Origin of the sequence: Pseudomonas luteola NBRC 103146 (genome assembly GCF_002091675.1) — a bacterium.
Classification (GTDB): domain Bacteria; phylum Pseudomonadota; class Gammaproteobacteria; order Pseudomonadales; family Pseudomonadaceae; genus Chryseomonas; species Chryseomonas luteola.
Genome location: NZ_BDAE01000007.1, coordinates 15,238 through 41,253, shown reverse-complemented (window position 1 = coordinate 41,253; position 26,016 = coordinate 15,238). Strand labels below are relative to the sequence as shown.

The following is a 26,016-nucleotide window of genomic DNA, read 5'->3' as shown; positions in this document are numbered from 1 at the left end:
TTATTAACACCTAGATATGACCTCTGGCCCGCAGCAAGGCGATTACCTGCCTGGCTCCTTCCTCAATGGAAAGGCTTTGCGTATCGATTATCAGGTCGGCGTTTAGCGGCACATCGTAGGGGAAGGACTCACCCGGGATGTTGTCACCCTCAGCCGCATACAGCCCCTGAGGATCGCGTTCACGACATGCCTGCGGAGAGGCCTGAACGTACACTGTAATGACCCGCTCAGGACCGATCAGCGTCTTGGCCTGCTCACGCCCTTCGGCGTCCGGCGCTACGAATGCGGCAAGGGTCAATAGGCCGGCTTCATTGAACTGACGGGCCACATGGGCCGCCCGAAGCCAATTCTCACGACGCCCTGCACGATCCTGCGGAAGCCCCTTGTTAAGGTCATGACGCAGGTTCTGCCCATCCAGTACATACACCGCACGTCCGGCATCGAACAGCTTGCGCTCGACTGCATACGCCAGCGTGCTCTTGCCTGCGCCGGAAAGACCTGTAAAGAGCACCGTAGCAGGCTGCTGGCCGAACCGAGCCGCGCGCTCCTCAGTGGAGACATGTAGCTGATGGCCATGCTGATCGGCAGTACCGCCCACCTTGGGATCCGCGATGATCATGCCTGCGCCGACCGTACCATTGGTAAGCCGATCGATAACGATGAAGGCACCCGTGGTACGGTTGCGCTCGTAACTGTCTAGAGCGATAGGGGCATCCAGGCTGACCTTGACCCGCGCAATCTCGTTCAGCTTGAGCTGGCTGGCCTGACCTTTTTCCAGCGTGTTTACATCAACCGTATGCACGATGCTGGGCAGAGAGCCGGGGACATAGCTGGTTGCACGCTTGATATCGTATTTCTTGCCAGGCAGCATGGGCTCTTCAGCCATCCAAACCAGCATGGCTTCGAAGCTATCCGTCACGTGGGGTCGATTATCTGGATGAACCAGCAGATCTCCACGGGAGATATCGATTTCATCTTCAAGCGTCAGCGTAACGGCCTGACCAGGAATAGCCTGCTCCAGCTCGCCCTCGAACGTGACGATGGATTTCACGCGGCTACCCTTGCCTGATGGCAGCACAACAACCTCATCACCCTTATGCACCACGCCAGAGGCCAGAGTACCGGCAAATCCGCGGAAGTTCAGGTTTGGACGGTTTACGTACTGGACCGGAAAGCGCATGTCGGTGACATTGCGATCGGCTGCGATCTCGACGGTTTCCAGAATTTCCATCAGCGGCTTGCCGGTATACCAGGGCGTTTGCTCGCTGCGATTGACCACGTTATCGCCCTTGAGCGCTGACATCGGGACAAAGTGTATGTCCTTGGCGCCCAGATTGATGCGCTCGGCAAAGCTCAGGTAGTCCTCGCGGATCCGGTTGAAAACCGCTTCGTCAAAGCCCAGCAGATCCATCTTGTTCACCGCAACCACAACATGCTTGATGCCGAGCAGCGATGCAATAAAACTGTGGCGACGTGTCTGGGTTTGCACACCGTAACGTGCGTCGATCAGGATGATCGCAAGGTCACAGGTGGACGCACCGGTCGCCATATTGCGAGTGTACTGCTCATGACCAGGGGTATCGGCGATGATGAACTTGCGCTTGGCCGTAGAAAAATAACGATACGCCACATCAATAGTGATGCCCTGCTCACGCTCGGCCTGCAAGCCATCCACCAGCAGCGCCAGATCTACTTCCTCGCCTGTGGTACCGACTTTCTTGGAGTCGCGAGTAATTGCCTCAAGATGATCTTCATAGATCATCTTGGAATCATGCAGCAGGCGACCGATCAGGGTGCTCTTGCCATCATCTACGTTGCCGCACGTCAGGAAGCGAAGTAGCTCCTTGCGCTCGTGCTGGGCCAGGTATGCCAGGATGTCCTGACTAATCAGTTCGGATTGATGCGACATATTAGAAATACCCCTGACGTTTCTTCTCTTCCATTGACCCCGCCGCATCATGATCAATGACTCGACCCTGACGCTCGGAGGTCCGAGTCAGCAGCATTTCCTGAATGATATCGGGTAGCGTAGCCGCAGAAGACTCGACCGCCCCGGTAAGTGGATAGCAACCCAGGGTACGGAAGCGGACCTGCTGCTTCTGAATACGTGCTTTTTCCTCGTCGGAAAGGTGTTCGAGAATACGCTCGTCGTCAATCATGATGAGCGTGCCATTCTTCTCGATTACGTCCCGCTCTGCCGCAAAGTACAGCGGAACGATCGGGATACTTTCCAGATAGATGTATTGCCAGATATCCAGCTCGGTCCAGTTCGAAAGTGGGAAGACCCGAATCGATTCGCCCTTATTGATGTTGCCGTTGTAGATGCTCCACAACTCCGGGCGCTGGTTCTTTGGATCCCAGCGGTGTTTAGTGTCACGGAACGAATAGACGCGCTCCTTGGCACGAGACTTTTCTTCATCGCGACGGGCGCCGCCAAAGGCAGCATCGAAGCCATATTTGTCCAGTGCCTGTTTGAGGCCTTGAGTCTTCATCACATCGGTATGCTTGGCGCTACCATGTGTAAAGGGATTGATTCCCTGAGCGACGCCTTCTGGGTTTTGGTGAATCAGAAGATCCAGCCCCATTTCCTTGACCATGCGATCACGAAACTCGTACATGGCTTTGAATTTCCAGCCTGTATCGACGTGCAGAACAGGAAACGGCAACTTGCCGGGAAAAAAGGCTTTACGCGCCAGATGCAGCATTACCGCGGAATCTTTACCGATGGAGTACAGCATCACAGGGTTGTCGAATTCGGCGGCCACCTCACGAATGATGTGGATGCTTTCCGCCTCGAGCTGTTTCAAATGAGTCAGTTTATCGAGCATGGCTACTCACGGAATTGCGGAGGGACGGCCAGCGGGCCGTGGACGAACACTCACGATACCACAGCATAACTCTTCTATTCAGGAGCCTGCTTAGAACCAAGTGTTCTATATATATATTCAAGCCGGATTCGAACTGTCGATGAAGACATGCTCTATGCCAAAACGTCCTGCAAGATACTCTCCCAAAGCCTGAACGCCGTAACGCTCGGTCGCATGATGGCCAGCCGCAAAAAAACTAATGCCATTTTCACGCGCACTGTGAACGGTCTGCTCCGATACTTCACCTGTAAGATAGGCATCAACACCAGCGGCGATAGCCTGATCGATATAACCTTGGGCTCCCCCTGTACACCAGGCGATCCGCTTGATGGGGCGATCACCCTCGATTACGAGAGGTTCGCGCCCTAGAACATGCTTGATATGAGCTGCAAACTCGGCAGCGGTACGCGGTTCACTTAGTGTCCCTTGCAAAACGATAGAGCGTGGATTACCTGGCTCGATCCCTCCCTCAACCGTGATACCCAAGCGCTCGGCCAGCTGAACGTTATTACCCACCACAGGATGCAAATCGAGCGGCAGGTGATAAGCCACCAGGCTCACGTCATTAATGATCAAGGTCTTGAGTCGACGCTGCTTCATTCCGATGACACGCGGATCCTCGCTTTTCCAGAAGTAGCCATGGTGCACAAGCACCATGTCGGCCCCTGCCTCTATCGCGGCATCCAACAACGCCTGGCTTGCGGTCACACCGCTAACGATACGAGCCACCGTAGCGCGACCTTCCACTTGCAGGCCATTGGGGCAGTAATCCTTGATTGCAGCAGCATCAAGATAGCGGTTCGCCTCATCCAGCAGTGTCGTCAAGGCTATGGTCATGGTTATATTCTCCATTAAACAGGCTCTACCAATCGGTTCGCATGTCTTTATAGACAAAGGCAGCTCCGTATAATGGCCGCACCTTATCGGCCGTACACAGGCCTCGCAACAAGGATTGGTAATAATGTTAAAGGCCTTGCGCTCCTACTGCTGGCCCATCGTGGTAGGCATCCTGCTGGCAGCGGTGGTAGTCATTCGATTTCCTGAATGGGTAGGCTTGCCCAAGCAGCAGGTACATTTCGAGCAGACGACTGAGACCTCCCCTCGCACTCAAGGCCCGGTCTCTTATGCTGATGCCGCCAGCAAGGCAGCTCCGGCCGTAGTTTCACTACGTTCGACCAAGCATCCTAAGAAGCCCAGCGCGCCAATTCAGGATGACCCCTTATTCAAACCCTACTTTGATAAGAATCCACCAAAGAGTAACGAAGAGCTGAGCCTGGGTTCGGCAGTGATCATGAGCCATGAAGGCTATCTGCTAACCAACAACCATGTCACCTCTGACGCCGATACCATTGTCGTAGCGTTACAGGATGGCCGGCAGACGGTGGCGCATCTGATAGGAAGCGATCCCGATACAGATCTGGCTGTTCTCAAGATTGATCTGGATAGTCTTCCGGCCATCTCCATCGGCCATTCGGAAGCCATTCGCATCGGGGATGTGGCACTGGCTATTGGCAACCCGTTCGGCGTAGGTCAGACGGTGACCATGGGTATTATCAGTGCCACAGGCCGTAACCAGCTGGGGCTAAATACCTATGAGGATTTCATCCAGACAGATGCAGCCATTAACCTGGGTAACTCTGGTGGGGCACTGGTAGATGCCAACGGCAATCTGATTGGTATCAACACAGCGATTTTATCCGGTGGCTCGCAGGGTATCGGCTTCGCCATTCCCATCAAACTGGCCATGGACGTCATGCAATCAATCATTGCCCACGGCCAGGTAATCCGCGGCTGGCTAGGGGTTGAGGTAGAACGTATTTCCCCAGAGCTTGCCGCCTCGTTCAACCTGCCTAATCAGGACGGCATTGTCGTTTCTGGGGTTTACCCCAACGGTCCGGCACAACGTGCCGGCCTGCAGCCAGGCGACATTCTGCTTAAGCTGGACAACGAACCTGCGATCGATGGTCGCCAGTCCATGAATCAGGTCGCACGCAGCAGACCCGGAGACAAGATCTCGATAGAAGTGCTTCGCAATGGAAAGCCGCTTAAACTGACCGGAATCATAGGCTTAAGGCCACCCATTGATACCAGCACGTCATCCGAGCCCTCTTCTGATGAGTCAACACAAAAAAACGGCGCCCCATAGGCGCCGTTTTTTCTTCCATCAGGCGAGTCCGTAGTCCTTCAACGCCTCGATCAAAACAGCATTTTGTTCTGGCGTACCAATTGTGATACGCAAGAACTTATCGATTCGAGGCTTATTGAAATGACGCACAATGACGCGTCTTTCACGCAGTGCAGCCGCCAATTCAGCCCCCTCATACGAAGGGTGCTGAGCGAACACGAAATTTGCAGCAGAGGGCAGCACATGGAAACCCAGTGCTTCCAATTCGGCTACCAGCACCGTTCGGCTTTCAATCACTGCTCCGCACGTTTGACTGAAATAGTCCCTGTCTTCAAAGGCTGCGACGGCGCCTGCCAGCGCCAACCGATCAAGCGGGTATGAATTGAAACTGTTCTTGACCCGCTCCAATGCTTCGATGAGATCGGGATGACCTACTGCCAGCCCAACCCTCAAGCCTGCCAGGGAGCGAGACTTGGAGAGCGTTTGAGTCACTAGCAGATTTGGATAACGACCCACCAGTGAAATAGCAGTCTCGCCACCAAAATCCACATAGGCTTCATCAACCACCACAACCGAGTCCGTGTTCTTTTGCAGAAGCGACTCGATGTGCCCCAACCCTACCAGACACCCTGTAGGCGCGTTAGGATTGGGGAAAATAATACCGGCGTTAGGCCGGATGTAGTCTTCCAGATTGATTTGATAGTGTTCATCCAGTGGCAACGCTTCGAATGGAATCTCATACAATCCACAGTACACTGGATAGAAGCTGTACGAAATATCCGGGAACAGCAAGGGCGCCTTGTGCTGAAACAAGCCGTGAAAGATATGGGCAAGCACTTCATCCGAACCATTGCCTACAAACACTTGCTCGACATTGATTGAATAATACTCTGCTACCGCCTGCTTCAACCGATCCCCATTGGGATCAGGATACAGCCGCAAGCCCTCGCCCAGCTCAGCCCGTATCGCATCAATAACCTTGGGCGAAGGGCCGTAGGGGTTTTCGTTGGTGTTGAGTTTTACCAGATTGGCAATCTTGGGCTGCTCGCCAGGTACATACGGCACCAGCTTCTCGACGAAGGGACTCCAGAATCGACTCATGACATCACTCCTTGATCCGGTATTCAGCGCTGCGCGCATGAGCTGTCAGGGACTCCCCACGCGCAAGCACCGAGGCGGTACGCCCCAGCACTGAAGCGCCATCCGCGGAACAAAAGATCAAGGACGAGCGCTTCTGGAAGTCATACACGCCCAAAGGAGAAGAGAAACGTGCAGTGCCGGACGTGGGTAGAACATGGTTGGGCCCTGCACAATAATCCCCCAGTGCCTCAGCGGTATAGCGCCCCATGAAGATCGCGCCCGCGTGGCGAATGCCCGGCAACCAGGCTTCAGGATCAGCTACAGAGAGCTCCAAATGCTCAGGCGCAATGCGATTGACGACCTCGCAGGCCCGAGCCTGATCGGCAACATGAATCAGAGCACCTCTTCCTTCCAAGGACGTTCGGATGATTTCAGCACGCTCCATTGTAGGCAGAAGACGAGCGATACTTTCAGCAACCCTGTCCAGAAACTCGGCATCAGGACTGACAAGAATCGACTGGGCATCTTCATCATGCTCAGCCTGAGAAAACAGATCCATGGCGATCCAGTCTGGATCAGTCTGGCCATCACAGACCACTAGAATCTCGGAGGGCCCGGCAATCATGTCGATACCCACCTGTCCGAAGACATGACGCTTGGCCGTTGCAACATAGATATTGCCTGGCCCTACGATCTTGTCCACACGAGGGACGCTTTGCGTACCGTAAGCCAGTGCCGCTACTGCTTGCGCACCACCCACAGTAAAAACGCGGTCCACGCCTGCAATGCACGCAGCAGCGAGCACCAGCTCGTTGATTTCACCGCGAGGCGTTGGCACGACCATTACAACTTCAGCAACACCGGCAACCTTGGCAGGAATGGCGTTCATCAACACCGAAGAGGGATAGGAAGCCTTGCCGCCAGGTACATATAACCCAGCCCGATCAAGCGGCGTCACTTGCTGCCCAAGAACGGTGCCATCCGCTTCCGTATAACGCCAGGAGTCCTGCTTTTGCTTTTCGTGATAGCTGCGAACACGATCTGCTGCATGCTCAAGAGCATTTCGCTGCTCATCGGTAATGCGCGTAAGAGCCAACTCAAGTCTTTCGCGAGGCAGAATCAGATCAGACATTGAGCTAGCCTGGACGCCATCAAAGCGCTGTGTGAACTCCACCAGAGCTTCATCCCCTCGGGTGCGAACAGCCTCGATAATCTCCAGGACTCGCTGATTGACGCCAGCGTCAGAAACACTTTCCCAGCTCAGCAGATGATCCAGATGACGCGCGAAATCAGGATCGGCAGCGTCGAGTCGGCGAAGCGTAATCGGTGCGGTCATAGCGAAGCCTCTTATCAATGGCTAGTCTCAGGCACCGCTAGAGTATCAGCCCTGCCGTGCGGGTACCTGAGAAAATTGGCTATGACACGGATAGGCAGGCACGGCATCAGCCGTGCGAAAGGTCAGGCCTGGTGTCGCTCTTCGACCGTAGCACGCAGCACATCGATCAGCGCCTGGATACGCGCGTGCTGCATCTTCATCGAAGCCTTGTTGACGATCAATCGAGAGCTAACATGGGCAATCAGCTCCTGTGGCTCAAGCCCATTGGCGCGCAAGGTATTACCTGTATCGACCACGTCAATGATCTTGTCAGCCAGCCCCACTAGCGGTGCAAGCTCCATGGAGCCATAGAGCTTGATGATATCGACCTGACGTCCCTGCTCGGCATAGTAACGTTTGGCGATATTGACAAACTTGGTCGCTACCTTGATGCGGCCACGTGGCTCTGGAGCATTTACTGCACCCGCTGTCATCAGCCGGCATTTGGCGATCTGCAGATCCAGCGGCTCGTAGAGTCCTTGGCCAGAGTGCTCCATAAGCACATCCTTTCCCGCAACACCCAAGTCAGCTGCGCCTTGCTCAACGTAGGTCGGCACGTCAGTCGCACGTACGATCAACAAGCGCACATCATCCAGACTTGTGGGGATGATCAGCTTGCGGCTTTTATCGGGGTCTTCAGTTGGGACGATACCCGCCGCCGCAAGAAGCGGCAGCGTATCGTTCAGGATTCGGCCTTTTGAAAGCGCGATAGTCAGCATGAGCCCTTAACCCGGAACACGGCGAATTTTAGCACCCAGAAGTTGTAGCTTTTCCTCGATGCACTCATAACCCCGATCGATATGGTAGATACGGTCGATCAGGGTATCGCCTTCCGCTACCAGCGCAGCGATTACCAGGCTGGCCGATGCACGCAAGTCAGTAGCCATTACGGGGGCAGCCTTCAGGTGAGGAATGCCGGTTACGATGGCAGCATTACCTTCCACAGCGATCTGAGCGCCCATGCGAGTCATTTCATAGACGTGCATGAAGCGGTTTTCAAAGATCGTTTCAACGACCGTTCCTGTGCCTTCTGCCACAGCGTTCATGGAGATGAACTGCGCCTGCATATCTGTTGGGAATGCAGGGTACGGTGCAGTACGCACATTGACTGCCTTGGGTCGATTCCCTTTCATGTCCAGCTCGATCCAATTGGATCCAGTAGAAACGTGGGCACCTGCCTCTTCCAGCTTGAGCAGAACGGCTTCGAGAATGGAAGGATCAGTATCCTTGAGCTTGACGCGACCACGGGTAGCCGCCGCCGCAACCAGATAACTACCCGTCTCGATACGGTCGGGCAGTACGGAATAACGGGCGCCACCCAGACGCTCGACACCTTCTACCGTAATGGTATCGGTACCGGCACCTTCAATATGGGCTCCCATGGCGATCAGGCAATTGGCCAGATCCACGACTTCCGGCTCACGTGCAGCATTCTGGATGACGCTACGTCCTTTGGCCAGCGTTGCCGCCATCAGAACGTTTTCAGTACCGGTTACACTGACGGTATCAAAGAAGTAATGTGCGCCACGCAGGCCGCCCGCTGGAGCCTTGGCTTTGATATAGCCTGCCTCGACTTCAATCTGGGCACCCATCGCCTCAAGGCCGCGCAGGTGCAAATCGACCGGACGCGAGCCAATGGCACATCCGCCGGGCAGTGCGACTTCGGCTTCGCCGAAACGAGCCAGCATCGGACCCAGCACCAGAATAGAGGCTCGCATGGTCTTGACCAGCTCATAGGGCGCTACAAGCGTCTTGATAGTCGAAGCATTTACTTCAACGTTGAGCTTTTCGTCGATAACCGGCTGCACCCCCATACGACCGAACAATTCGATCATGGTAGTGATGTCATGCAGATGCGGCAGATTGCAAACAGTTACAGGCGTATCCGCAAGCAAGGTGGCAGCCAAGATCGGCAGGGCAGAGTTTTTTGCGCCTGAAATACGGATCTCTCCGTTTAGGCTGGCGCCACCGGTAATAATCAATTTATCCATAGGTATCTCGGCGGCGCCGAACTCAAGCCCGTTCAGCCCAAGCGGCGCGCGTATAGAATTTCATAGTGACTGCATGGATGCTGCCATCAGCGATCAATGCATTGAGATGGGAATAGACTTGCTGCTGGCGCTTTACTGGGCTCATAGCAGCCAATTCATCGCCAATCAGGTTCAATTGGAAGTTGCAGCCCTCGCCTTCTACCTCAACCTGAGTTTCCGGCAGTTGCGCTTCCAATAAGCGTTTAACTTCTTCAGCCTGCATGTTCAACCTCCTGGCAGCCTATTCCGCAGCCAGACATAATACAAAAAAGCCCCCCAACTGCGAACCCCAAGGTTGCAGATAGAGGGCGATGGGATATTCAATGAGAGAGAGGAAGAATGTCCAGCAAACCGGACACACTTGCGATCTGCTTCATATCTGCAGGCAAATTCCAAACCTCAAGTTTTTTGCCAGCCTGCAACACATCACGTTGAAAGGACAGCAACAAGGAAAGCCCTGCACTGTTGGAGCGCTCGACACCAGCACAGTCGATCACGATCACATCGGTACTGCTCTGCTGTATATAGCGCTGCCCTTCCTGACGCAGCGCTACCGTCGCCTGATGATCGAGAAGACCAGACAGCATCATGACGCCCGGCACCTTCTCTCCTAGATGCGCCTGCGTACTCATGAGCCAGCCTGGGCCTTTTGAGCTTCAGGAGAGTTTTTGGCACGCGCCACGGTATTAGCCCAGCTATCGATAACCTTGTCCAAGTTGTTGCCGTTGGCCTGCATGGACTGGGCAAACTGATCACGGAACAGCTTACCGATATTAATGCCGTTGATGATTACGTTACGCACTCTCCAACTGCCATTGATATTTACCATAGTATAGGAGACCGGATAGACAGTTCCGCGGCTATCACGTACTTCCATGCCTACGCTAGTACGCTCGGGATCATTGTCAGTTGCTGGCAGAACCTTGATACCCTGATTGTTGTACTCCAACAGTGCGTTACCATAGAACTGCATCAGGCTTCGCTTAAAGTTCTCCTGGAAGCGAGCCATTTGCTCAGGCGATGCCTGACGACTGTACCTTACGGTCATGATGCTGCGGGAGATACCTTCGGCATCAACGACCGGACCAAGGATCTCGTTCAAAGAGTTATAGAAAGCATCTGGATTGCTCCGATATGTTTCCTTGTTGGTTTGCAGATCAGACAGCAACTTATCTGTAGTCTGTTGAATGACATCGTGAGCCGAAGGCGCTGCAGAGGCCAGCAATGGCACTACGGCCAGCAAGGCCAGAACGCTGTTTCGCAATAATTTGAGCATGTCGTGTCCTTCTTACTTATCGCCAGACGAATCTTTGTTGACGGTGTTGAGCAGGAATTTGCCGATCAGATCTTCCAATACCAGCGACGACTGGGTATCACGAATAGTTCCGCCATCTTTGACAACCTCCTCATCCCCTCCCACGCTAATACCAATATATTTTTCACCCAACAGACCTGCTGTCAGGATGGAGGCGGTGGAATCGACCGGAATGTTATCGACCTGTTGGTCGATCTGCATGGTCACTCGACCACGGTAGCTATCACGATCCAGATCGATTGCGGTGACTCGGCCAATCGTGACGCCTGACATCGTGACTTTTGCACGTACGGTCAGACCGGCGATATTGTCGAAATAGGCATACGCTTTATAGGTGTCATTGTGCTCGCCAACGCTCAAGCCACTCACTCGCAAAGCCAACAGCAAGAGAGCCAGCAAGCCAGCGAGCAGAAACAGGCCGACACCAATTTCCTGGGTGCGGGTTTGCATCAGATATCTCCAAACATCAAAGCAGTCAAAAGAAAGTCGAGACCCAGCACTGCCAGAGAGGCATAGACAACTGTTCGGGTCGTCGCGCGGCTGATCCCTTCGGAAGTGGCGTCGCAGTCGTACCCCTGGAACACGGCGATCCAGGTCACCACAAAGGCAAATACAAGGCTTTTAATCATGCCATTGATGACATCCGCCATCTGGACGCTGTTCTGCATGTTGCTCCAGAACGAGCCGTCGTAGACGCCGAGCCAGTCAACCGCAACCATCGCACCGCCCCAGATACCTACAACACTGAAGATGGCCGAGAGCAGAGGTAAGGAAATAAAGCCCGCCCACAGGCGCGGAGCCACTATATATTTGAGCGGATCAACACCGATCATTTCGAGGCTGGACAACTGCTCTGTCGACTTCATGTTGCCGATTTCAGCCGTTAACGCGGAACCTGCGCGACCTGCGAACAGAAGCGCACTAACTACAGGGCCCAACTCTCTCAACAGGGTAAGCGCCACCATCTGCCCAACCGCCTGTTCCGAACCATAGGTAACCAGAATGTTATAGCCCTGAAGTGCTATAACCATACCGATGAAAAGACCGGAAACCAGGATGATGGGTAGCGATAAAACCCCTACCGAATAGAGCTGCTTGATCAGCAACTGTCCACCCTTGCCTGCGCCGGAGCGGCCAAACAAGGATTGCAATAGCAAAAGAACAGAACGACCGGCTGCAGCCAATACATCCAGGCCTGTGCGCCCCAATAAGCGGATGCGCTCAAGCAGTGAAATGTGACGCATTAGCGCCTCCCCAAAAGATCTTCGCTATAGTCAGGCGCTGCGAAATGGAAGGGTACCGGGCCATCCGGGGTACCTTTTATGAACTGAAGCACTCGTGGATCAGACGACTCCTTGAGCTCTGCGGGGGTTCCTTGGCCCAGCACCTGTGTATCCCCGACAATGTAAAGATAGTCAGCGATACTTGCCGTCTCGGCCAGATCATGTGACACAACGATACTGGTCAATCCCAGTGCATCATTGAGCAGACGAATCAGGCGCACCAGTACGCCCATGGCAATGGGGTCCTGTCCCACGAAAGGCTCGTCATACATCAGGATCTGAGGATCCAATGCAATCGCCCGAGCCAGAGCCACCCGACGTTTCATGCCTCCGGACAGCTCATCGGGCATCAACTCGATAGCGCCCCGCAGACCGACCGCCTGAAGTTTCATCAGGACGATATCCCGGATCATCTCCTCAGGCAGCTTGGTATGAACCCGGAGAGGAAAGGCCACGTTTTCGAAAACATCAAGGTCTGTAAACAGTGCACCGCTCTGAAACAGAACGCCCATCTGCTTACGCACATTGAACAGGTCACTTCGAGACAGCGTGGGAAGATTGAGATTGTTAACCCATACCTCACCCTTTTCAGGGCGCAACTGGGCTGCAATCAAGCGTAACAGCGTTGTCTTGCCGCTCCCTGAAGGCCCCATAATACCGGTCACCTTGCCACGCGGGATGCGGATATCAACATTCTCGTAGATGGTACGCTCGCCTCGCTTGAAGGTAACGCCTTTAAGCTCGACCGCATACTCGCTATCGGTGTTCATCTAAACTCCTAGCTTACAGCCCTCCTGGCAGACGCATCGAATAGCATCCAAGGCACTTTTAAGGGCCTATTCGACAAGGACATAGCATAACATTTCAGCGCTACCTCCCCAACATGAACATAATTCAATCGTTTTCATAGGAGGGGGGATTGATTGTCGTTATAATTCTGCGTTTTCAATCAATCTGCTGCCCAGCAAACTGGTAGACAAATGACCCACGCTGCAAATTTCATCGAATCCGCAAATCGTACCATCAGCTATGAAGTGGAAGCCGTGAACGCATTGCGTGGGCGTATAGATGATCGCTTTGTCAAAGCCTGTGAACTGATGCTGGACTGCAAGGGCCGCATCGTTGTACTGGGCATGGGAAAGTCCGGACATATCGGCAATAAGATTGCGGCCACGCTGGCAAGCACAGGCACACCCGCGTTTTTCGTCCATCCCGCCGAAGCAAGCCACGGCGACATGGGGATGATTACCCAGGCGGACATTGTGCTGGCCCTGTCCAACTCTGGCTCTACCCCTGAAATAGTGACGCTCTTGCCACTTATCAAGCGACTGGGAATCACGTTGATCAGTATGACAGGCAATCCCCAGTCACCTCTGGCCCAGGCAGCTACTGTCAACCTGGACGCAGGCGTTGCCAAGGAAGCCTGCCCGCTGAATCTTGCACCGACCTCCTCCACCACTGCCAGTCTGGTTCTGGGGGATGCGCTTGCCATTGCCTTGCTCGATGCACGAGGCTTCACGGCTGAAGATTTTGCCTTTTCTCACCCCGGCGGCGCTCTGGGCCGACGCCTGCTTCTCAAGGTCGAGCATGTCATGCATAGCGGGAAGGAATTACCTCAAGTGCCACGAGGCACTTCGCTTAGCGGTGCATTACTTGAGATGTCCCAAAAAGGGCTTGGCATGACCGTCGTCACGGAGCCTGATGGCCGACTGGCAGGTATTTTTACTGATGGGGACCTTCGGCGTGCGCTTGATCGCGGAATTGACGTACGCTCAACGACCATAGACCACGTCATGACGGAGCATGGTCGTACGGCACGCCCACAGATGCTGGCAGCCGAGGCATTGAAAGTCATGGAAGATCACAAGATTAGCGCCTTGGTTGTGGTCGACGAGAAAGATTACCCTCTGGGGGCACTGAACATGCACGACCTGCTTCGCGCAGGCGTCATGTGAATGCAGCTCATATCGAGAGACAGCCCATCATTGCTGCTGCATGGCAGTGATGGCACTCATAAATGCTTTACGTTTCAAATGGTAAAGAGCCTTTGCCGTGCTTTATGCCGCCGTTTGACTACAATGCTTTTGCAGGCCTTTTGTCATGTTCCGTACACTGCGTAAACCTGTACTTTATGTCCTGATTGCCCTGGCGCTGGTCGCTATCGGTTACTGGAACCTCTTGCCGCAACGGTTTATCGATGACCCGGCAGGCAATGCCCAGACCGATAATGCCATTGATGCCTATGCAACAAATGTCAAAACGATCCAGTACCGTGCCGATGGAAAGGTACAATACGAGATGACAGCCGAACGGCTTGATCACGTTCAGGCCACCGATGTCACACTGGTTTCGAAACCCGATATGCTGGCATACCGCGGTACTGACCTGCCCTGGCATGTTCGCAGCGCAAGGGCCGAGGTGGCGCCAAAAGGTACACAGGCTGAGTTGATCGATGATGTAAGGGTCGAGCGTACAGACGAAAAGGGCCGCCCTATCGTGATGACGACGACGCGAATGACTGTTTTTCCTGACAAAAATTATGCGCAGACTGAGCAAGCCGTTAAGATTGAGGCCGCTAATAGCGTGACCACAGCGAAAGGCATGAAAGCGTACCTGAATGACGGCAGAATGCTCCTGCTGTCCAATGTAAGAGGCCAGCATGAGGTTCGTTAAATCTCTACCCCTTCTTTTAACCCTGGGCGCTACGTTCGGAAGCGTTAACGCCTGGGCTCTGCCTTCTGACCGCAACCAGCCCATCCGGGTACAGGCCGACAGTGCCGAACTCGATGACAAGCAGAACGTAGCGGTTTATCGAGGCGACGTCATCATTACCCAAGGCACGATGAAGATCACGGGTAACACCGTGACCATCACCCAGGACAACAACGGCAACATCAAGGTTGCAACTGCCGTTGGCAAGCCGGCTCACTATGAGCAGAAGCCATCTGCGGACAAAGATACGGTGAAGGCTTACGGCCTGACTATCCAGTACTATGCGGATGAAAACCGAATCGTACTGATCGACCAGGCACGCGTTGAACAGCAAGGCAATACGTTCGAAGGCGAAAAGATCGTTTACGACACCCAGCGCCAGATCGTGAATGCTGGCCGTGCAAACGGTAACAAGATCACCACACCAAGACCGCGTATCGACATGGTCATCCAGCCCAAGAACAAAGACCAGCAGCCGGGGCAAGCTCAATGACAGTACTGCTCAAAGCCCAGCATCTGGCCAAGAGCTATAAGGGTCGCCAAGTGGTCCGGGATGTCAGCCTGACCATCGAAAGCGGCCAGATCGTGGGACTGCTCGGACCTAACGGTGCGGGCAAGACGACATGCTTTTATATGATCGTAGGGTTGGTCAACGCCGATCATGGCCGTGTACTGATCGATAACCAGGATGTCACCAACCTGCCTATGCACGGCAGAGCGCAGGCAGGTATCGGTTATCTCCCCCAGGAAGCATCGATATTCCGCAAGCTGACCGTGGCCAACAACATCATGGCCATCCTTGAAACACGCAAGGACCTGGACCGAAACGGACGCACCCAGGCGCTCGAGTCGCTGCTTCAAGAATTTCACATCACCCATATTCGTGACAACCTAGGCATGAGCCTGTCGGGTGGGGAACGTCGTCGCGTCGAGATTGCTCGCGCCCTAGCCACGGCGCCCAAGTTCATTCTGCTGGATGAGCCCTTTGCCGGTGTCGACCCTATTTCAGTGGGTGATATCAAGCAAATCATTCGCCACTTGAAAGCCAAAGGCATTGGCGTTTTGATCACGGATCACAATGTTCGGGAAACCCTCACAATCTGTGAGATGGCTTATATTGTGAATGACGGACAGCTGATTGCTGAAGGCGATGCCGAAAGCGTGCTGGCCAACGACCTGGTTAAGGAAGTTTATCTGGGGCACGAATTCCGCCTCTAGGCAAAAGGGTAAAAACCAGGCATATAATTTGCTCATCCCTACCAAATTATCTGGTGGGCTCCGTGGCGCAGTTCGCGTCTGTAGATTAAGGTGCTAAGCCCGCAGCCATGAAACCATCGTTAGTTTTAAAGATGGGCCAGCAGCTGACCATGACTCCTCAGCTGCAACAGGCCATTCGATTGCTTCAACTTTCGACGCTTGATCTCCAGCAGGAAATTCAGGAAGCCCTGGAATCCAACCCCATGCTCGAGCGGCAAGAAGAAGGCGATGATTTTGATCACAGCGACCCGCTTGCCGATGGCGAGGAGCTATCGAATCCTGGTAGCCAGGAGGTTACGTTCAAGGATACGGCTCCCTCGATAGAGACCTCTGAGTCGGACGAGTCCGAATGGAGTGACCGTATCCCCAATGAGCTTCCCGTCGATACCGCCTGGGAAGATATCTATCAGACAAGCGCGAGCAGCCTTCCGAGCTCTGACGACGATGAATGGGATTTCACATCCAGAACATCGACAGGTGAAAGTCTGCAGAGCCATCTTCTCTGGCAACTGAATCTGGCCCCGATGTCGGACGTGGATCGCATGGTCGCCATGTCGATCATCGACGGCATCAATAATGATGGCTACCTCGAAGAATCACTCGAAGACATACACGCCTCGCTAGATCCTGAGCTTGAGGTAGAGATTGATGAAGTCGAAGTAGTTTTACGCCGTGTTCAACAGTTCGAACCGGCAGGCGTAGGCGCACGTAATCTCAAGGAATGCCTGCTGCTGCAACTCAATCAGCTTCCAGGCAAAACACCACGGCTGGCGGAAGCCAAGCGCTTGGTCACAGATTATCTGGACGTCCTAGGCAGCCGTGATTACAGCCAACTCATGCGCCGCATGAAGATCAAGGAAGATGAGTTACGCGACGTAATCGAGCTGATTCAAAGCCTGCACCCCCGACCAGGCTCCCAGATCGAATCAGGTGAAGCCGAGTACGTGGTTCCTGATGTCATCGTGCGCAAACACAATGACCGTTGGCTGGTTGAGCTGAACCAGGAGGCGGTGCCGCGGCTACGCGTAAACTCACAATATGCCGGTTTCGTGAAACGTGCCGACAGCAGTGCAGATAACACTTTCATGCGTAACCAGTTGCAGGAAGCTCGCTGGTTCATCAAGAGTCTGCAGAGCCGTAACGAGACCCTGATGAAGGTTGCGACGCAAATCGTCGAGCATCAGCGTGGCTTTTTAGAGTATGGCGAAGAAGCCATGAAACCACTCGTACTTCACGATATTGCCGAGGCGGTTGGCATGCACGAGTCCACAATTTCTCGTGTGACCACCCAAAAGTATATGCACACGCCTCGTGGCATATACGAATTGAAATACTTCTTCTCCAGTCACGTAAGCACGGCTGAGGGCGGTGAATGCTCGTCGACCGCCATTCGCGCCATCATCAAAAAACTTGTTGCTGCCGAAAATGCAAAAAAGCCATTGAGCGACAGCAAGATCGCTGGTTTACTGGAGTCACAAGGCATACAGGTCGCGCGTCGGACTGTAGCCAAATACCGTGAGTCGCTGGGCATTGCTCCATCGAGTGAACGGAAAAGGCTGGTCTAGACTTAGGCGGCTCGCCACGAGCGGACTGCGAGCGCGGGGGAAAGAGGCGCTTATCGCTCAACAGTGTTTCTTCGGCAGGCCTAATGCCTGCCTGTTACACCACGGCAATAAGGAGAACGCGGTATGCAAGTCAACATCAGTGGGCATCAACTGGATGTTACCGACTCCCTTCGCAGCTACGTTGGAGAAAAGCTCGCCCGACTTGAACGCCACTTCGATCGCATTACCAGTGCTCAGGTAATCATGCAGGTCGATAAACTGAAACAGAAAGTTGAAGCCACCTTGCATGTTGCAGGTGCGTCTGTCGTTGCAAATGCCGAACATGAAGACATGTACGCTGCCATCGACCTTCTCACCGATAAACTCGACCGCCAGTTGATCAAACACAAAGAGAAACAGCTCGAGAGGCAGCAAGGGTTGGGCGTCCGTTGAGACTTAACATCACCCTATGATTCGATTAGAAACCATTCTGACCCCTGGCCGCTCACACGTGAGCGTGCCAGGGGTCAGTAAAGAAAGCGTGCTTCAGCAGATTTCTGAAATTGCTGCGACTGACTTGCCAGGGCAAGACGCTCACTCGATTTTCGAAAGCCTCATGGCCCGAGAAAAGTTAGGGTCGACCGGTTTCGGCAATGGAATAGCTATTCCTCACTGCCGCCTGAGTGGCTCCAAGGAGCCTATTAGTGTGCTGTGCCACCTGCAAACACCGGTAGACTTCGACTCACTCGACGGAGCGCCAGTAGACCTTATTTTCGTCCTGCTCGTACCCGAAGCTGCTACCGAGCAGCATCTGGAGTTGTTGCGCCAGATTGCAGCCATGCTGGATAAGGCTGAAATCCGCGACCGACTGCGCCATGCAACTACTAGCAATGGGCTCTATCAAATAGTTATCGACGCCCAAAGCGGTCATTAACATGCATCTGATTATCGTCAGTGGACGCTCCGGATCTGGCAAAAGCACAGCACTAGATGTGCTGGAAGACAACGGCTTTTATTGCATCGATAATCTACCTGCCGGTCTTTTACCGGACCTGTCCGAGCGCGCCCTGACTGAATCCGAAGGGGCTCAGTCTCAGATAGCCCTGTCTATCGACGCCCGCAACCTGCCTAGCCAGCTACAACGCTTTCCCGAGCTGCTTGAGCAAGTCAGATCACGCCATATCCGTTGCGATGTGCTGTATCTGGATGCAGATGATCAGACACTGCTCAAACGGTTCTCGGAAACCCGCCGTCGTCATCCGCTTACGAGCGAGTATCGTTCGCTGGCTGAAGCCATCGAGGATGAGCGTCAGCTGCTGATGCCTATTGCCGATCTGGCTGACCTGAAGATCGACACCACTCATCTGAATCTTTATCAGCTCAAGGACATGATCAAGCTACGCTTGCTCAATGCACCCGAGCCTGGCACTGCGTTTCTAATCGAGTCGTTCGGTTTCAAACGGGGCCTCCCGGTTGATGCAGATATGGTTTTCGATATCCGCTTCCTGCCCAATCCCTATTGGAAAGCAGAGCTCAGGGAGCTTTCAGGTCTGGATCAACCCGTGATCGAGTATCTGGAGGAGCAAACCGAGGTCGAAGAGCTCTACCAAGACATCTATAATTACCTGTCTAAATGGCTGCCCAATTTCGCCGCTAACAATCGCTCTTATGTAACGATTGCGATTGGCTGTACGGGAGGCCACCACCGCTCGGTTTACATTGCCCAGCGACTGGGAACAGCTCTCAAATCAAAACTGAAAAAAGTCCAGATTCGCCACCGCGACCTACCTGGACAATAGCGATTAAGGACACTCAACGTAATGCCCGCCCAAGAAATCACCATCATCAATAAGCTAGGGCTGCATGCACGCGCAGCGGCCAAGTTCGTCGGTGTGGCTGGGCGCTTTCCGTGCGAAGTCAGAGTCGGTAGAAGCCCTGAAAGCACAATCGATGGGAAAAGCATCATGTCTGTCATGATGCTGGCTGCTGGCAAAGGCACGATGCTTCACTTGGCAACGGAAGGCGAACAGAGCGAAGAAGCCTTGCAGGCATTGATTGAATTGATCAACAACCGGTTCGACGAAGGCGAATGATCGCCTACGCTCCCCTACCCTAATGCGGTATCCATTACCATCATCAGACAAAAACCAATGCCGAGCCCGACGGTGGCAGCACTGCGGTGACCCTTTTTAAGGTGCGCCTCAGGAATGACTTCGTGGGTTACGGCAAACAACATGGCACCTGCTGCCAGCGACAGCCCCCAAGGCAGCATCATCTGACTGAAATTGACCAGCCAAGCGCTAATGACTGCGAAAAGCGGCTCAACCAGCCCTGAGGCTGCGCCAATGCCCACCGCTTTATACCGGTTTACGCCCGCTCCAGCCAACACCAGCGCAATCACCATCCCTTCCGGAAAGTCCTGCAGGGCGATCCCAAGCGCCAGACTCTCTGCCCCTTCAACAGCACCACCTGCGGCTACACCGACAGCCATCCCTTCGGGAATGTTATGAAGAATAATGGCTGCAACGAACAGTAGGATTCGCGGCTCTACGGCGGAAATAGAATCACGCTGCTCTAACTCCTGCTCCGGCATGACACGCTCCAACCCTAGCATGCCAAGCACGCCTAGCATGATTCCACAGCTGACTACCGCTCCACTGCCCCACTTGGAATACCCTAGCGAGCCCCCTGCATCCAATGCAGGCAATAGAAGGGAAAAGGCAGTAGCCGCAAGCATGACGCCTGCGCCAAAGCCCAACATGGTATTGGATAGACGCTCGGAGATACGGGAAAGCGCAAGGACAGGAAGCGCCCCGAGTGCAGTCCCTAATGCGCAAAGCATGCCGCCTTTGAGCGCATTCTGCATGGACGATGTTTGAAATAACGCTTGGAGTGCATCAAGTTGATGAAATGTGATCCCAATGCAAAGCAGGATAAGACACAACGTCAATCCGAGATAGCTTGAGAGAAAGGCCTGTATTGAGCGCATAAACCTGCCAAGGTAAGAAAGACAGGACTGGAAGACGCGGTGCAAGAATCCCTTACACCGCGAAGATCACGACGCTTGTACCCAGTTAGGCCATTGCTGCCTGATAGCGACGAGCAACTTCAGGCCAATTGACTACGTTGTAAAAGGCACCAATGTATTCCGGACGACGGTTCTGATAACGCAGGTAGTATGCGTGCTCCCATACGTCCAGGCCCAGAATAGGCGTATTGCCATTCATGATGGGGCTGTCCTGGTTGAGTGTACTTTCAACAACCAGTTTCTTTTCAGGCGTCACGCTCAACCATGCCCAGCCACTGCCAAAGCGAGACACCGCAGCCTTGGTGAAGGCTTCTTTGAATGCGTCCATACCGCCCAACTGGGAATCGATCGCCTGAGCCAATTCACCTTCCGGGTTACCACCGCCTTGCGGAGTCATAACGGTCCAGAACAGAGAGTGGTTGGCATGTCCGCCGCCGTTGTTTACTACCACACCACGCTTATCTTGAGGCAGCTTGTCCAGTTGAGTCAGCAGTTCTTCTACCGGCAAGGACTCAAGGCCGGTCCCCTCGAGCGCAGCATTCAGATTATTGATGTAGGTCTGATGATGCTTGGTATGGTGAATTTCCATTGTCTGCGCATCGATGTGAGGTTCCAGTGCATCGTAGGCATAGGGTAAAGCTGGAAGCGTATGAGGCATGATGTCGTCTCCTGATGTGAGAATAACTATCGTCTGCCTAAGGGCAGACCCGTGTTGCTCGAACGTTCACGTGTTTACTGCTGAGTGAAGCGCGCCAGTGAGGCTTGACGCTGAAAGTTATTAGCTATGGGTTAACTGGACAGAATTAAAGACCTGTCACCCCATAAAACCAGACTTCATAAGAAATGAGATTCTTTATCAATAACATATCTAACAGATTCGACAAACGAAAGCGACGTTTTACGCCTGCCTACAGTAGTTTGTTTGGCAGGCGCAAAAGTTTGAATCAACGTCCGGCCAGAGTCATGGACTCAATCAGCACCGATCCGGTTCGAATACCACCGCGATGATCTACATCCGAACCGATCGCAACGATGTTGCGAAACATATCCTGAAGACGCCCCGCAATAGTGACTTCCTGCACCGGAAACTGTATTTCGCCGTTTTCGACCCAATAACCGGCAGCGCCCCGTGAGTAGTCGCCTGTTACCAGATTGACCCCCTGCCCCATGAGTTCGGTTACGAGAAGTCCTTTGCCCATGCGACGGATCAGGGCCGCCTGGTCATCACTGCCGTGACTGACAAACAGGTTATGCACGCCTCCGGCATTGGCTGTACTTTGCATCCCCAGTTTGCGGGCGGAATAGGTGCCCAGCAAATAGGAAACCAACTCACCCTTATCGATAAAGGGCTTGGCATAGGTCGCCAGTCCTTCATTGTCGAACGATGCACTACCCAATGCCCTAGGAATTAGTGGACGCTCATCGACAGATAACCACTCAGGGAAGAGCTGCTGCCCCATTGCGCCTTCCAGGAAGGTCGTCTTCCGATAGAGGTTGCTGCCAGAAATAGCGGCCAGGAAATTACTGAACAATCCTGAGGCCAGTTCAGGCGCAAACAGCACAGGAACCTGGGCCGTCGGAACCGGACGAGCCCCCAAGCGACTCACCGCCCGTTCTGCTGCGCGCTGACCAATATAGACAGGGTCCATCAGCTCTTCAGCCACACGATTGACGTCGTAAAAATAATCGCGCTGCATATGGCCATTACTTTCCGCAATCATGACGCAGCTCAGGCTGTGTCGACTGCTGGCATACCCACCGATAAAGCCATGGCTGTTGCCATAGATACGGCAACCCTGATGAGTGTTGAGGCTTGTCCCATCAGCATTGGTGATTTTGGGATTGGCTGCAAAGGCCGCTGACTCGCAAATAAGCGCTTTCTCGATCGCCTCGTCAGGCGTAATGCTCCAGGGATGGAACAGGTCCAGGTCAGGTAGGCTCTTGGCCATTTTTTCCGGATCGGCCAAGCCTGAATATTCGTCTTCGGAAGCGTGCTGGGCAATGGCAAGAGCCGCGGCTACGGTCTCACGGATAGCATTTTCGCCCGCTGCGGACGTACTGGCCGAGCCCTTGCGGTGTCCTACGTACAAGGTAATACCGAAGCCCTCATCACGATTGAACTCAACCGTTTCAACCTCGCCCTTGCGAACGGTTGTAGATAACCCCTGCTCAACAGATACCGAGACCTCACAAGCAGTGGCACCCTGCTGACGCGCCTCCGCCAAAATGCGCTCGACCTGTTCACGCAAGGCAGGTAAGGCAGCCGGGCCGACAGCTTCCACGGATTGATTCATGCTTCTCTCCTATACAGCGTTGGCAGCCCGGCGGACCGGACAACCGACCTTCAACTCGTTATGATGGCGACCTTTAGTTATGGACCACCCTCATGTCTGATTTTCTTGACGACGACTCCTTCTCCGGAGAGAAGAGCAAATCGCAGATCAAGCGCGAATTGCATGCCCTGCAGGACCTTGGCGCGCGCCTCGCCGGGATGAGCCCTGACCTGCTTGACCGCCTCCCCTTGACCGAGCCTTTGCGCCGCGCTTTGGCCGAGGCTCCCAAGCACAAAGCCAACGTCGCCCGGAAGCGACATACCCAGTACCTGGGCAAACTGATGCGCGATCAGGATCTTGATGCGATCATGGCCATGATCGAACAAGTCGATTCCTCGACCCGCCAGTACAACGAGCGCTTTCACGCCCTTGAACGCTGGCGGGATCGTCTGCTGGGTGGTAGCGACGAGGTCCTGCAGGCTTTTGTCGAAGACTACCCGGACGCTGACCGCCAGCACCTGCGCCAGTTGATCCGTCACGCCCAACACGAGCAGTCGCATAACAAGCCGCCGTCAGCGGCACGTAAACTGTTCAAGTACATCCGTGAACTGGATGATACCAAGCGGGGCCTGCGTTAATACGCGGCCCTTGCCTGCCTGTCAGGCACCCGTTCCTCCTACTGTGATGGCATCAATTTTCAGAGTTGGCTGGCCTACGCCAACCGGAACTGACTGACCTTCCTTCCCGCACGTGCCAACACCGTTGTCCAGCGACAGGTCATTGCCGACCATTGATACCTGAGTCATGACTTCCGGACCGTTTCCTATCAGCGTGGCGCCCTTCACCGGCCGGGTCACCTTGCCGTTCTCGATCAGGTAAGCCTCATTGGTCGTAAAGACGAATTTACCGCTGGTGATATCGACCTGACCGCCCCCCAGGCTGGCGCAATACAGGCCATGCTCGACCGAGGCGATGATTTCTGCCGGGTCGCTTTCACCCGCCAACATATAGGTGTTAGTCATGCGAGGCATGGGTAGATGTGCATAGGATTCACGGCGCCCGTTGCCGGTACGTGCCACTCCCATAAGCCGGGCATTGAGCTTGTCCTGCATGTATCCCTTGAGGATTCCATTCTCGATAAGCACGTTGTAGGCACCTGGCGTGCCTTCATCATCGACCGATACCGAACCACGGCGATCAGGGAGAGTGCCATCATCGACAATGGTGCATAGCGATGAAGCTACACGCTCGTTCATACGTCCGCTATAAGCCGAACTGCCCTTGCGGTTGAAATCACCTTCCAGGCCATGACCTACAGCTTCGTGCAACAGGACGCCAGACCATCCCGAGCCCAACACAACCGGTAGCGTGCCCGCTGGAGCGGCAACAGCCTCCAGATTTACCAAGGCCTGCCGCACCGCTTCGCGCGCGTAGCTCATGGCACGGTCTTCACGCAGAAAGTAACGATAATCCGTGCGTCCGCCACCGCCGTTGTTGCCACGTTCCCGGCGACCATTCTGCTCGACGACCACGTTGACATTGAAGCGCACCAGAGGGCGTACATCCGCCGCCAGCGTTCCATCGTTGGCGGCGACAAGCACCTGCTCCCAGACACCGGAAAGGCTGACCGTAACCTGTTGGATACGGGGATCCAGAGCCCGCGTGGCTACGTCAATATTTTTGAGCAGCTCGACTTTCTCTGCACGGCTCAAGACATCCAGCGGGTTTTCTTCGGGGTAAAGCCGTACCGGCTCGATGTGGCTGAATACCTGAACCTTGCCGTTATCCCCACTGCGTGAGATGGAACGTGCAGCCTGGGCAGCCTGGCTCAAGGCATCCAGCGTGATGGCGTTACTATAGGCAAACCCGGTCTTTTCACCTGATTGAGCACGGACACCAACACCTTGGTCCATATGAAAGCCGCCTTCCTTGACGATGCCGTCCTCAAGCAGCCAAGACTCGGAAATCATGCTCTGGAAATACAGATCGGCGGCGTCGATTCCTGGTCCCGCCAGTTGATGAAGAACCACTGGCAGGCTGTCGATTTCAAGCCCACCTGGATTGAGAAGATGTTGACTGACAGAAGTCAGGTATTGGCTCATGCTTACTCCAATAGCCGAAAGGTCTTATGCAAGGCGTGCACAACACGTTGAAACAACACAGATCTTCTTTATTGACCTTAGCGCGTCTTGCGCGTTGTGCTTAATGGAAATGCCCAATCAAGTCGATTGTGGTCATTCGTGGCTTGGCAAGGGCGATGTTGCAAAACCAAAGCGACGATGCTGAGCAATCGGCATCCGTTCGCGTAATGCTTGTTGCTGGCCAATATCACGCCGTCCAATCATGACAGCTTCCCCTGTAGGCGACTCTTCAAGGACGCGCCCCCAAGGATCGATAATAGCGGAGTGGCCCCAGGTTTCCCGACCTCGTGGATGCAGACCTCCCTGCGCAGCGGCCAGAATATAACATTGCGTTTCGATAGCCCGGGCACGTATCAAGATATCCCAATGAGCCTTTCCCGTAACAGCCGTGAATGCCGAAGGCGCAGCAATCAACTCGGCACCGGCCTCACGTAGAGAGGTGTACAACTCAGGGAAACGCAAGTCATAGCAAACCGTCAAGCCAAGCCGCCCTACAGGGGTATCCGCCACGACGATATCCTGGCCTTCCGCATAGTGATCACCCTCTCTATAGCTACCCTGCCGATCATCTACACGGGCATTGAAGAGATGCAGCTTGTCATAACGAGCTACTCGCTCCCCTTGATCATTGATCAACAGGCAGCACGCCCTTGGCTTGGCATATGGCTGATCATCCGGAGGAAGCGGTAATGTCCCGGCGACAATCCAGAGCCCCAATGCACGAGCAGAACAGCTTAACCAAGGCAGGATTGGCCCTGCTCCTAGCGCCTCCGCCTGGCCGATCATGGCTGGATTGGAGTGACCGATCGCAACGAAATTCTCGGGCAGGACCGCCAGCTGTGCTCCAGCCTTGGCCGCCTGCTCAAGCAGGCGGTATGCCGTAGCAAGATTGGCCTCTATGTCGTCTTGGCTGACCATCTGGATTACCGTAAACGTCATAGCCCACCTCGTATTGACTTGTCTATGCTACGCAGAGGATCCGCTTA

At 54.2% G+C, this 26,016-nt stretch carries 29 protein-coding genes; 11 read left to right on the top strand and 18 right to left on the bottom strand.

Annotated elements, in window-relative coordinates; translation table 11 throughout:
* Window positions 1–10: 10 nt before the first annotated feature.
* From cysN to PLU01S_RS10255, 3 genes are all read right to left on the bottom strand, one after another.
* Window positions 11–1,909: a sulfate adenylyltransferase subunit CysN gene (gene cysN / locus PLU01S_RS10265; protein ID WP_074827922.1), complete on the bottom strand. Its 1,899-nt coding sequence runs from the start codon at window positions 1,907–1,909 to the stop codon at window positions 11–13.
* Between the two features lies 1 nt (window position 1,910).
* Window positions 1,911–2,828, bottom strand: a complete 918-nt coding sequence (gene cysD, locus PLU01S_RS10260; protein WP_074827918.1) for a sulfate adenylyltransferase subunit CysD — start codon at window positions 2,826–2,828, stop codon at window positions 1,911–1,913.
* A 117-nt stretch (window positions 2,829–2,945) separates the two neighbouring features.
* A complete protein-coding gene (locus PLU01S_RS10255; protein WP_074827915.1) occupies window positions 2,946–3,704 on the bottom strand; it encodes a Nif3-like dinuclear metal center hexameric protein in 759 nt (252 codons plus the stop codon).
* A gap of 124 nt (window positions 3,705–3,828) precedes the next feature.
* Here PLU01S_RS10255 and PLU01S_RS10250 point away from each other — a divergent pair, with 124 nt between their 5' ends.
* Window positions 3,829–5,013, top strand: coding sequence for a S1C family serine protease (locus tag PLU01S_RS10250; RefSeq protein WP_074827911.1), 1,185 nt, complete (start codon window positions 3,829–3,831; stop codon window positions 5,011–5,013).
* Window positions 5,014–5,031: 18 nt separating this feature from the next.
* Here PLU01S_RS10250 and hisC read toward each other — a convergent pair whose 3' ends face one another.
* The 10 genes from hisC to PLU01S_RS10200 all read right to left on the bottom strand — a co-directional run bounded on the left by hisC (window position 5,032) and on the right by PLU01S_RS10200 (window position 12,845).
* On the bottom strand, window positions 5,032–6,093 hold the full coding sequence (gene hisC / locus PLU01S_RS10245) for a histidinol-phosphate transaminase (RefSeq protein ID WP_074827909.1): 1,062 nt from the start codon (window positions 6,091–6,093) through the stop codon (window positions 5,032–5,034).
* Between the two features lie 4 nt (window positions 6,094–6,097).
* Window positions 6,098–7,408 carry a histidinol dehydrogenase gene (hisD, locus tag PLU01S_RS10240; protein WP_074827905.1) on the bottom strand — a complete coding sequence of 437 codons (1,311 nt, stop codon included), beginning with the start codon at window positions 7,406–7,408 and terminating at the stop codon, window positions 6,098–6,100.
* Window positions 7,409–7,530: 122 nt separating this feature from the next.
* The gene (gene hisG / locus PLU01S_RS10235) at window positions 7,531–8,166 is read right to left on the bottom strand and encodes an ATP phosphoribosyltransferase (protein ID WP_074827904.1); all 636 of its coding nucleotides are present in this window, start codon (window positions 8,164–8,166) and stop codon (window positions 7,531–7,533) included.
* 6 nt (window positions 8,167–8,172) lie between these two features.
* Window positions 8,173–9,438, bottom strand: a complete 1,266-nt coding sequence (gene murA, locus PLU01S_RS10230; RefSeq protein WP_010797295.1) for a UDP-N-acetylglucosamine 1-carboxyvinyltransferase — start codon at window positions 9,436–9,438, stop codon at window positions 8,173–8,175.
* A 22-nt stretch (window positions 9,439–9,460) separates the two neighbouring features.
* The gene (locus tag PLU01S_RS10225; protein WP_010797294.1) at window positions 9,461–9,700 is read right to left on the bottom strand and encodes a BolA family protein; all 240 of its coding nucleotides are present in this window, start codon (window positions 9,698–9,700) and stop codon (window positions 9,461–9,463) included.
* 97 nt (window positions 9,701–9,797) lie between these two features.
* The gene (locus tag PLU01S_RS10220) at window positions 9,798–10,109 is read right to left on the bottom strand and encodes an STAS domain-containing protein (protein ID WP_074827902.1); all 312 of its coding nucleotides are present in this window, start codon (window positions 10,107–10,109) and stop codon (window positions 9,798–9,800) included.
* Window positions 10,106–10,753, bottom strand: coding sequence for an MlaC/ttg2D family ABC transporter substrate-binding protein (locus tag PLU01S_RS10215; protein WP_074827900.1), 648 nt, complete (start codon window positions 10,751–10,753; stop codon window positions 10,106–10,108). The genes PLU01S_RS10220 and PLU01S_RS10215 overlap by 4 nt, the downstream gene beginning before the upstream one ends.
* A gap of 12 nt (window positions 10,754–10,765) precedes the next feature.
* Window positions 10,766–11,242: an outer membrane lipid asymmetry maintenance protein MlaD gene (mlaD, locus tag PLU01S_RS10210; protein ID WP_019365671.1), complete on the bottom strand. Its 477-nt coding sequence runs from the start codon at window positions 11,240–11,242 to the stop codon at window positions 10,766–10,768.
* Complete coding sequence (gene mlaE, locus PLU01S_RS10205; RefSeq protein WP_010797290.1) at window positions 11,242–12,036, bottom strand: lipid asymmetry maintenance ABC transporter permease subunit MlaE; 795 nt, start codon at window positions 12,034–12,036, stop codon at window positions 11,242–11,244. Before mlaE ends, mlaD begins: the two co-directional genes overlap by 1 nt.
* Window positions 12,036–12,845: an ATP-binding cassette domain-containing protein gene (locus PLU01S_RS10200; RefSeq protein ID WP_074827898.1), complete on the bottom strand. Its 810-nt coding sequence runs from the start codon at window positions 12,843–12,845 to the stop codon at window positions 12,036–12,038. The genes mlaE and PLU01S_RS10200 overlap by 1 nt, the downstream gene beginning before the upstream one ends.
* Before the next feature lie 210 nt (window positions 12,846–13,055).
* Between PLU01S_RS10200 and PLU01S_RS10195 the strand changes: the two genes are divergently transcribed.
* The 9 genes from PLU01S_RS10195 (at window position 13,056) to PLU01S_RS10155 (ending at window position 19,681) form a co-directional block, all read left to right on the top strand.
* On the top strand, window positions 13,056–14,030 hold the full coding sequence (locus tag PLU01S_RS10195; protein ID WP_010797288.1) for a KpsF/GutQ family sugar-phosphate isomerase: 975 nt from the start codon (window positions 13,056–13,058) through the stop codon (window positions 14,028–14,030).
* A 145-nt stretch (window positions 14,031–14,175) separates the two neighbouring features.
* Entirely contained in the window at window positions 14,176–14,748 is a 573-nt protein-coding gene (gene lptC / locus PLU01S_RS10190) for an LPS export ABC transporter periplasmic protein LptC (RefSeq protein ID WP_010797287.1), read from the top strand.
* Complete coding sequence (lptA, locus tag PLU01S_RS10185) at window positions 14,735–15,280, top strand: lipopolysaccharide transport periplasmic protein LptA (RefSeq protein WP_010797286.1); 546 nt, start codon at window positions 14,735–14,737, stop codon at window positions 15,278–15,280. Before lptC ends, lptA begins: the two co-directional genes overlap by 14 nt.
* Complete coding sequence (lptB, locus tag PLU01S_RS10180; RefSeq protein WP_010797285.1) at window positions 15,277–16,005, top strand: LPS export ABC transporter ATP-binding protein; 729 nt, start codon at window positions 15,277–15,279, stop codon at window positions 16,003–16,005. The genes lptA and lptB overlap by 4 nt, the downstream gene beginning before the upstream one ends.
* Window positions 16,006–16,112: 107 nt before the next feature.
* Window positions 16,113–17,609: an RNA polymerase factor sigma-54 gene (locus PLU01S_RS10175; protein WP_074827893.1), complete on the top strand. Its 1,497-nt coding sequence runs from the start codon at window positions 16,113–16,115 to the stop codon at window positions 17,607–17,609.
* A 123-nt stretch (window positions 17,610–17,732) separates the two neighbouring features.
* Window positions 17,733–18,041, top strand: a complete 309-nt coding sequence (gene hpf / locus PLU01S_RS10170) for a ribosome hibernation-promoting factor, HPF/YfiA family (protein ID WP_010797283.1) — start codon at window positions 17,733–17,735, stop codon at window positions 18,039–18,041.
* A gap of 16 nt (window positions 18,042–18,057) precedes the next feature.
* A complete protein-coding gene (gene ptsN, locus PLU01S_RS10165; RefSeq protein WP_010797282.1) occupies window positions 18,058–18,522 on the top strand; it encodes a PTS IIA-like nitrogen regulatory protein PtsN in 465 nt (154 codons plus the stop codon).
* A gap of 1 nt (window position 18,523) precedes the next feature.
* On the top strand, window positions 18,524–19,387 hold the full coding sequence (gene rapZ, locus PLU01S_RS10160) for an RNase adapter RapZ (protein ID WP_010797281.1): 864 nt from the start codon (window positions 18,524–18,526) through the stop codon (window positions 19,385–19,387).
* 21 nt (window positions 19,388–19,408) lie between these two features.
* The gene (locus tag PLU01S_RS10155; RefSeq protein WP_010797280.1) at window positions 19,409–19,681 is read left to right on the top strand and encodes an HPr family phosphocarrier protein; all 273 of its coding nucleotides are present in this window, start codon (window positions 19,409–19,411) and stop codon (window positions 19,679–19,681) included.
* Between the two features lie 14 nt (window positions 19,682–19,695).
* Here the strand turns inward: PLU01S_RS10155 and PLU01S_RS10150 are convergent, their stop codons facing one another.
* The 3 genes from PLU01S_RS10150 to pmbA all read right to left on the bottom strand — a co-directional run bounded on the left by PLU01S_RS10150 (window position 19,696) and on the right by pmbA (window position 22,910).
* Entirely contained in the window at window positions 19,696–20,577 is an 882-nt protein-coding gene (locus tag PLU01S_RS10150) for a ZIP family metal transporter (RefSeq protein WP_376748337.1), read from the bottom strand.
* An 85-nt stretch (window positions 20,578–20,662) separates the two neighbouring features.
* Window positions 20,663–21,274 (bottom strand): superoxide dismutase, encoded by a 612-nt coding sequence (locus tag PLU01S_RS10145; protein WP_019365678.1) that lies wholly within the window; start codon window positions 21,272–21,274, stop codon window positions 20,663–20,665.
* A gap of 286 nt (window positions 21,275–21,560) precedes the next feature.
* Entirely contained in the window at window positions 21,561–22,910 is a 1,350-nt protein-coding gene (gene pmbA, locus PLU01S_RS10140; RefSeq protein ID WP_074827886.1) for a metalloprotease PmbA, read from the bottom strand.
* 92 nt (window positions 22,911–23,002) lie between these two features.
* Here pmbA and yjgA point away from each other — a divergent pair, with 92 nt between their 5' ends.
* A complete protein-coding gene (gene yjgA / locus PLU01S_RS10135) occupies window positions 23,003–23,527 on the top strand; it encodes a ribosome biogenesis factor YjgA (protein WP_074827883.1) in 525 nt (174 codons plus the stop codon).
* Between the two features lie 21 nt (window positions 23,528–23,548).
* Here yjgA and tldD read toward each other — a convergent pair whose 3' ends face one another.
* Both tldD and PLU01S_RS10125 read right to left on the bottom strand, forming a co-directional pair.
* Entirely contained in the window at window positions 23,549–24,991 is a 1,443-nt protein-coding gene (tldD, locus tag PLU01S_RS10130) for a metalloprotease TldD (protein WP_010797275.1), read from the bottom strand.
* A 132-nt stretch (window positions 24,992–25,123) separates the two neighbouring features.
* Window positions 25,124–25,969, bottom strand: a complete 846-nt coding sequence (locus tag PLU01S_RS10125) for a carbon-nitrogen hydrolase family protein (protein WP_074827880.1) — start codon at window positions 25,967–25,969, stop codon at window positions 25,124–25,126.
* Window positions 25,970–26,016 lie beyond the last annotated feature (47 nt).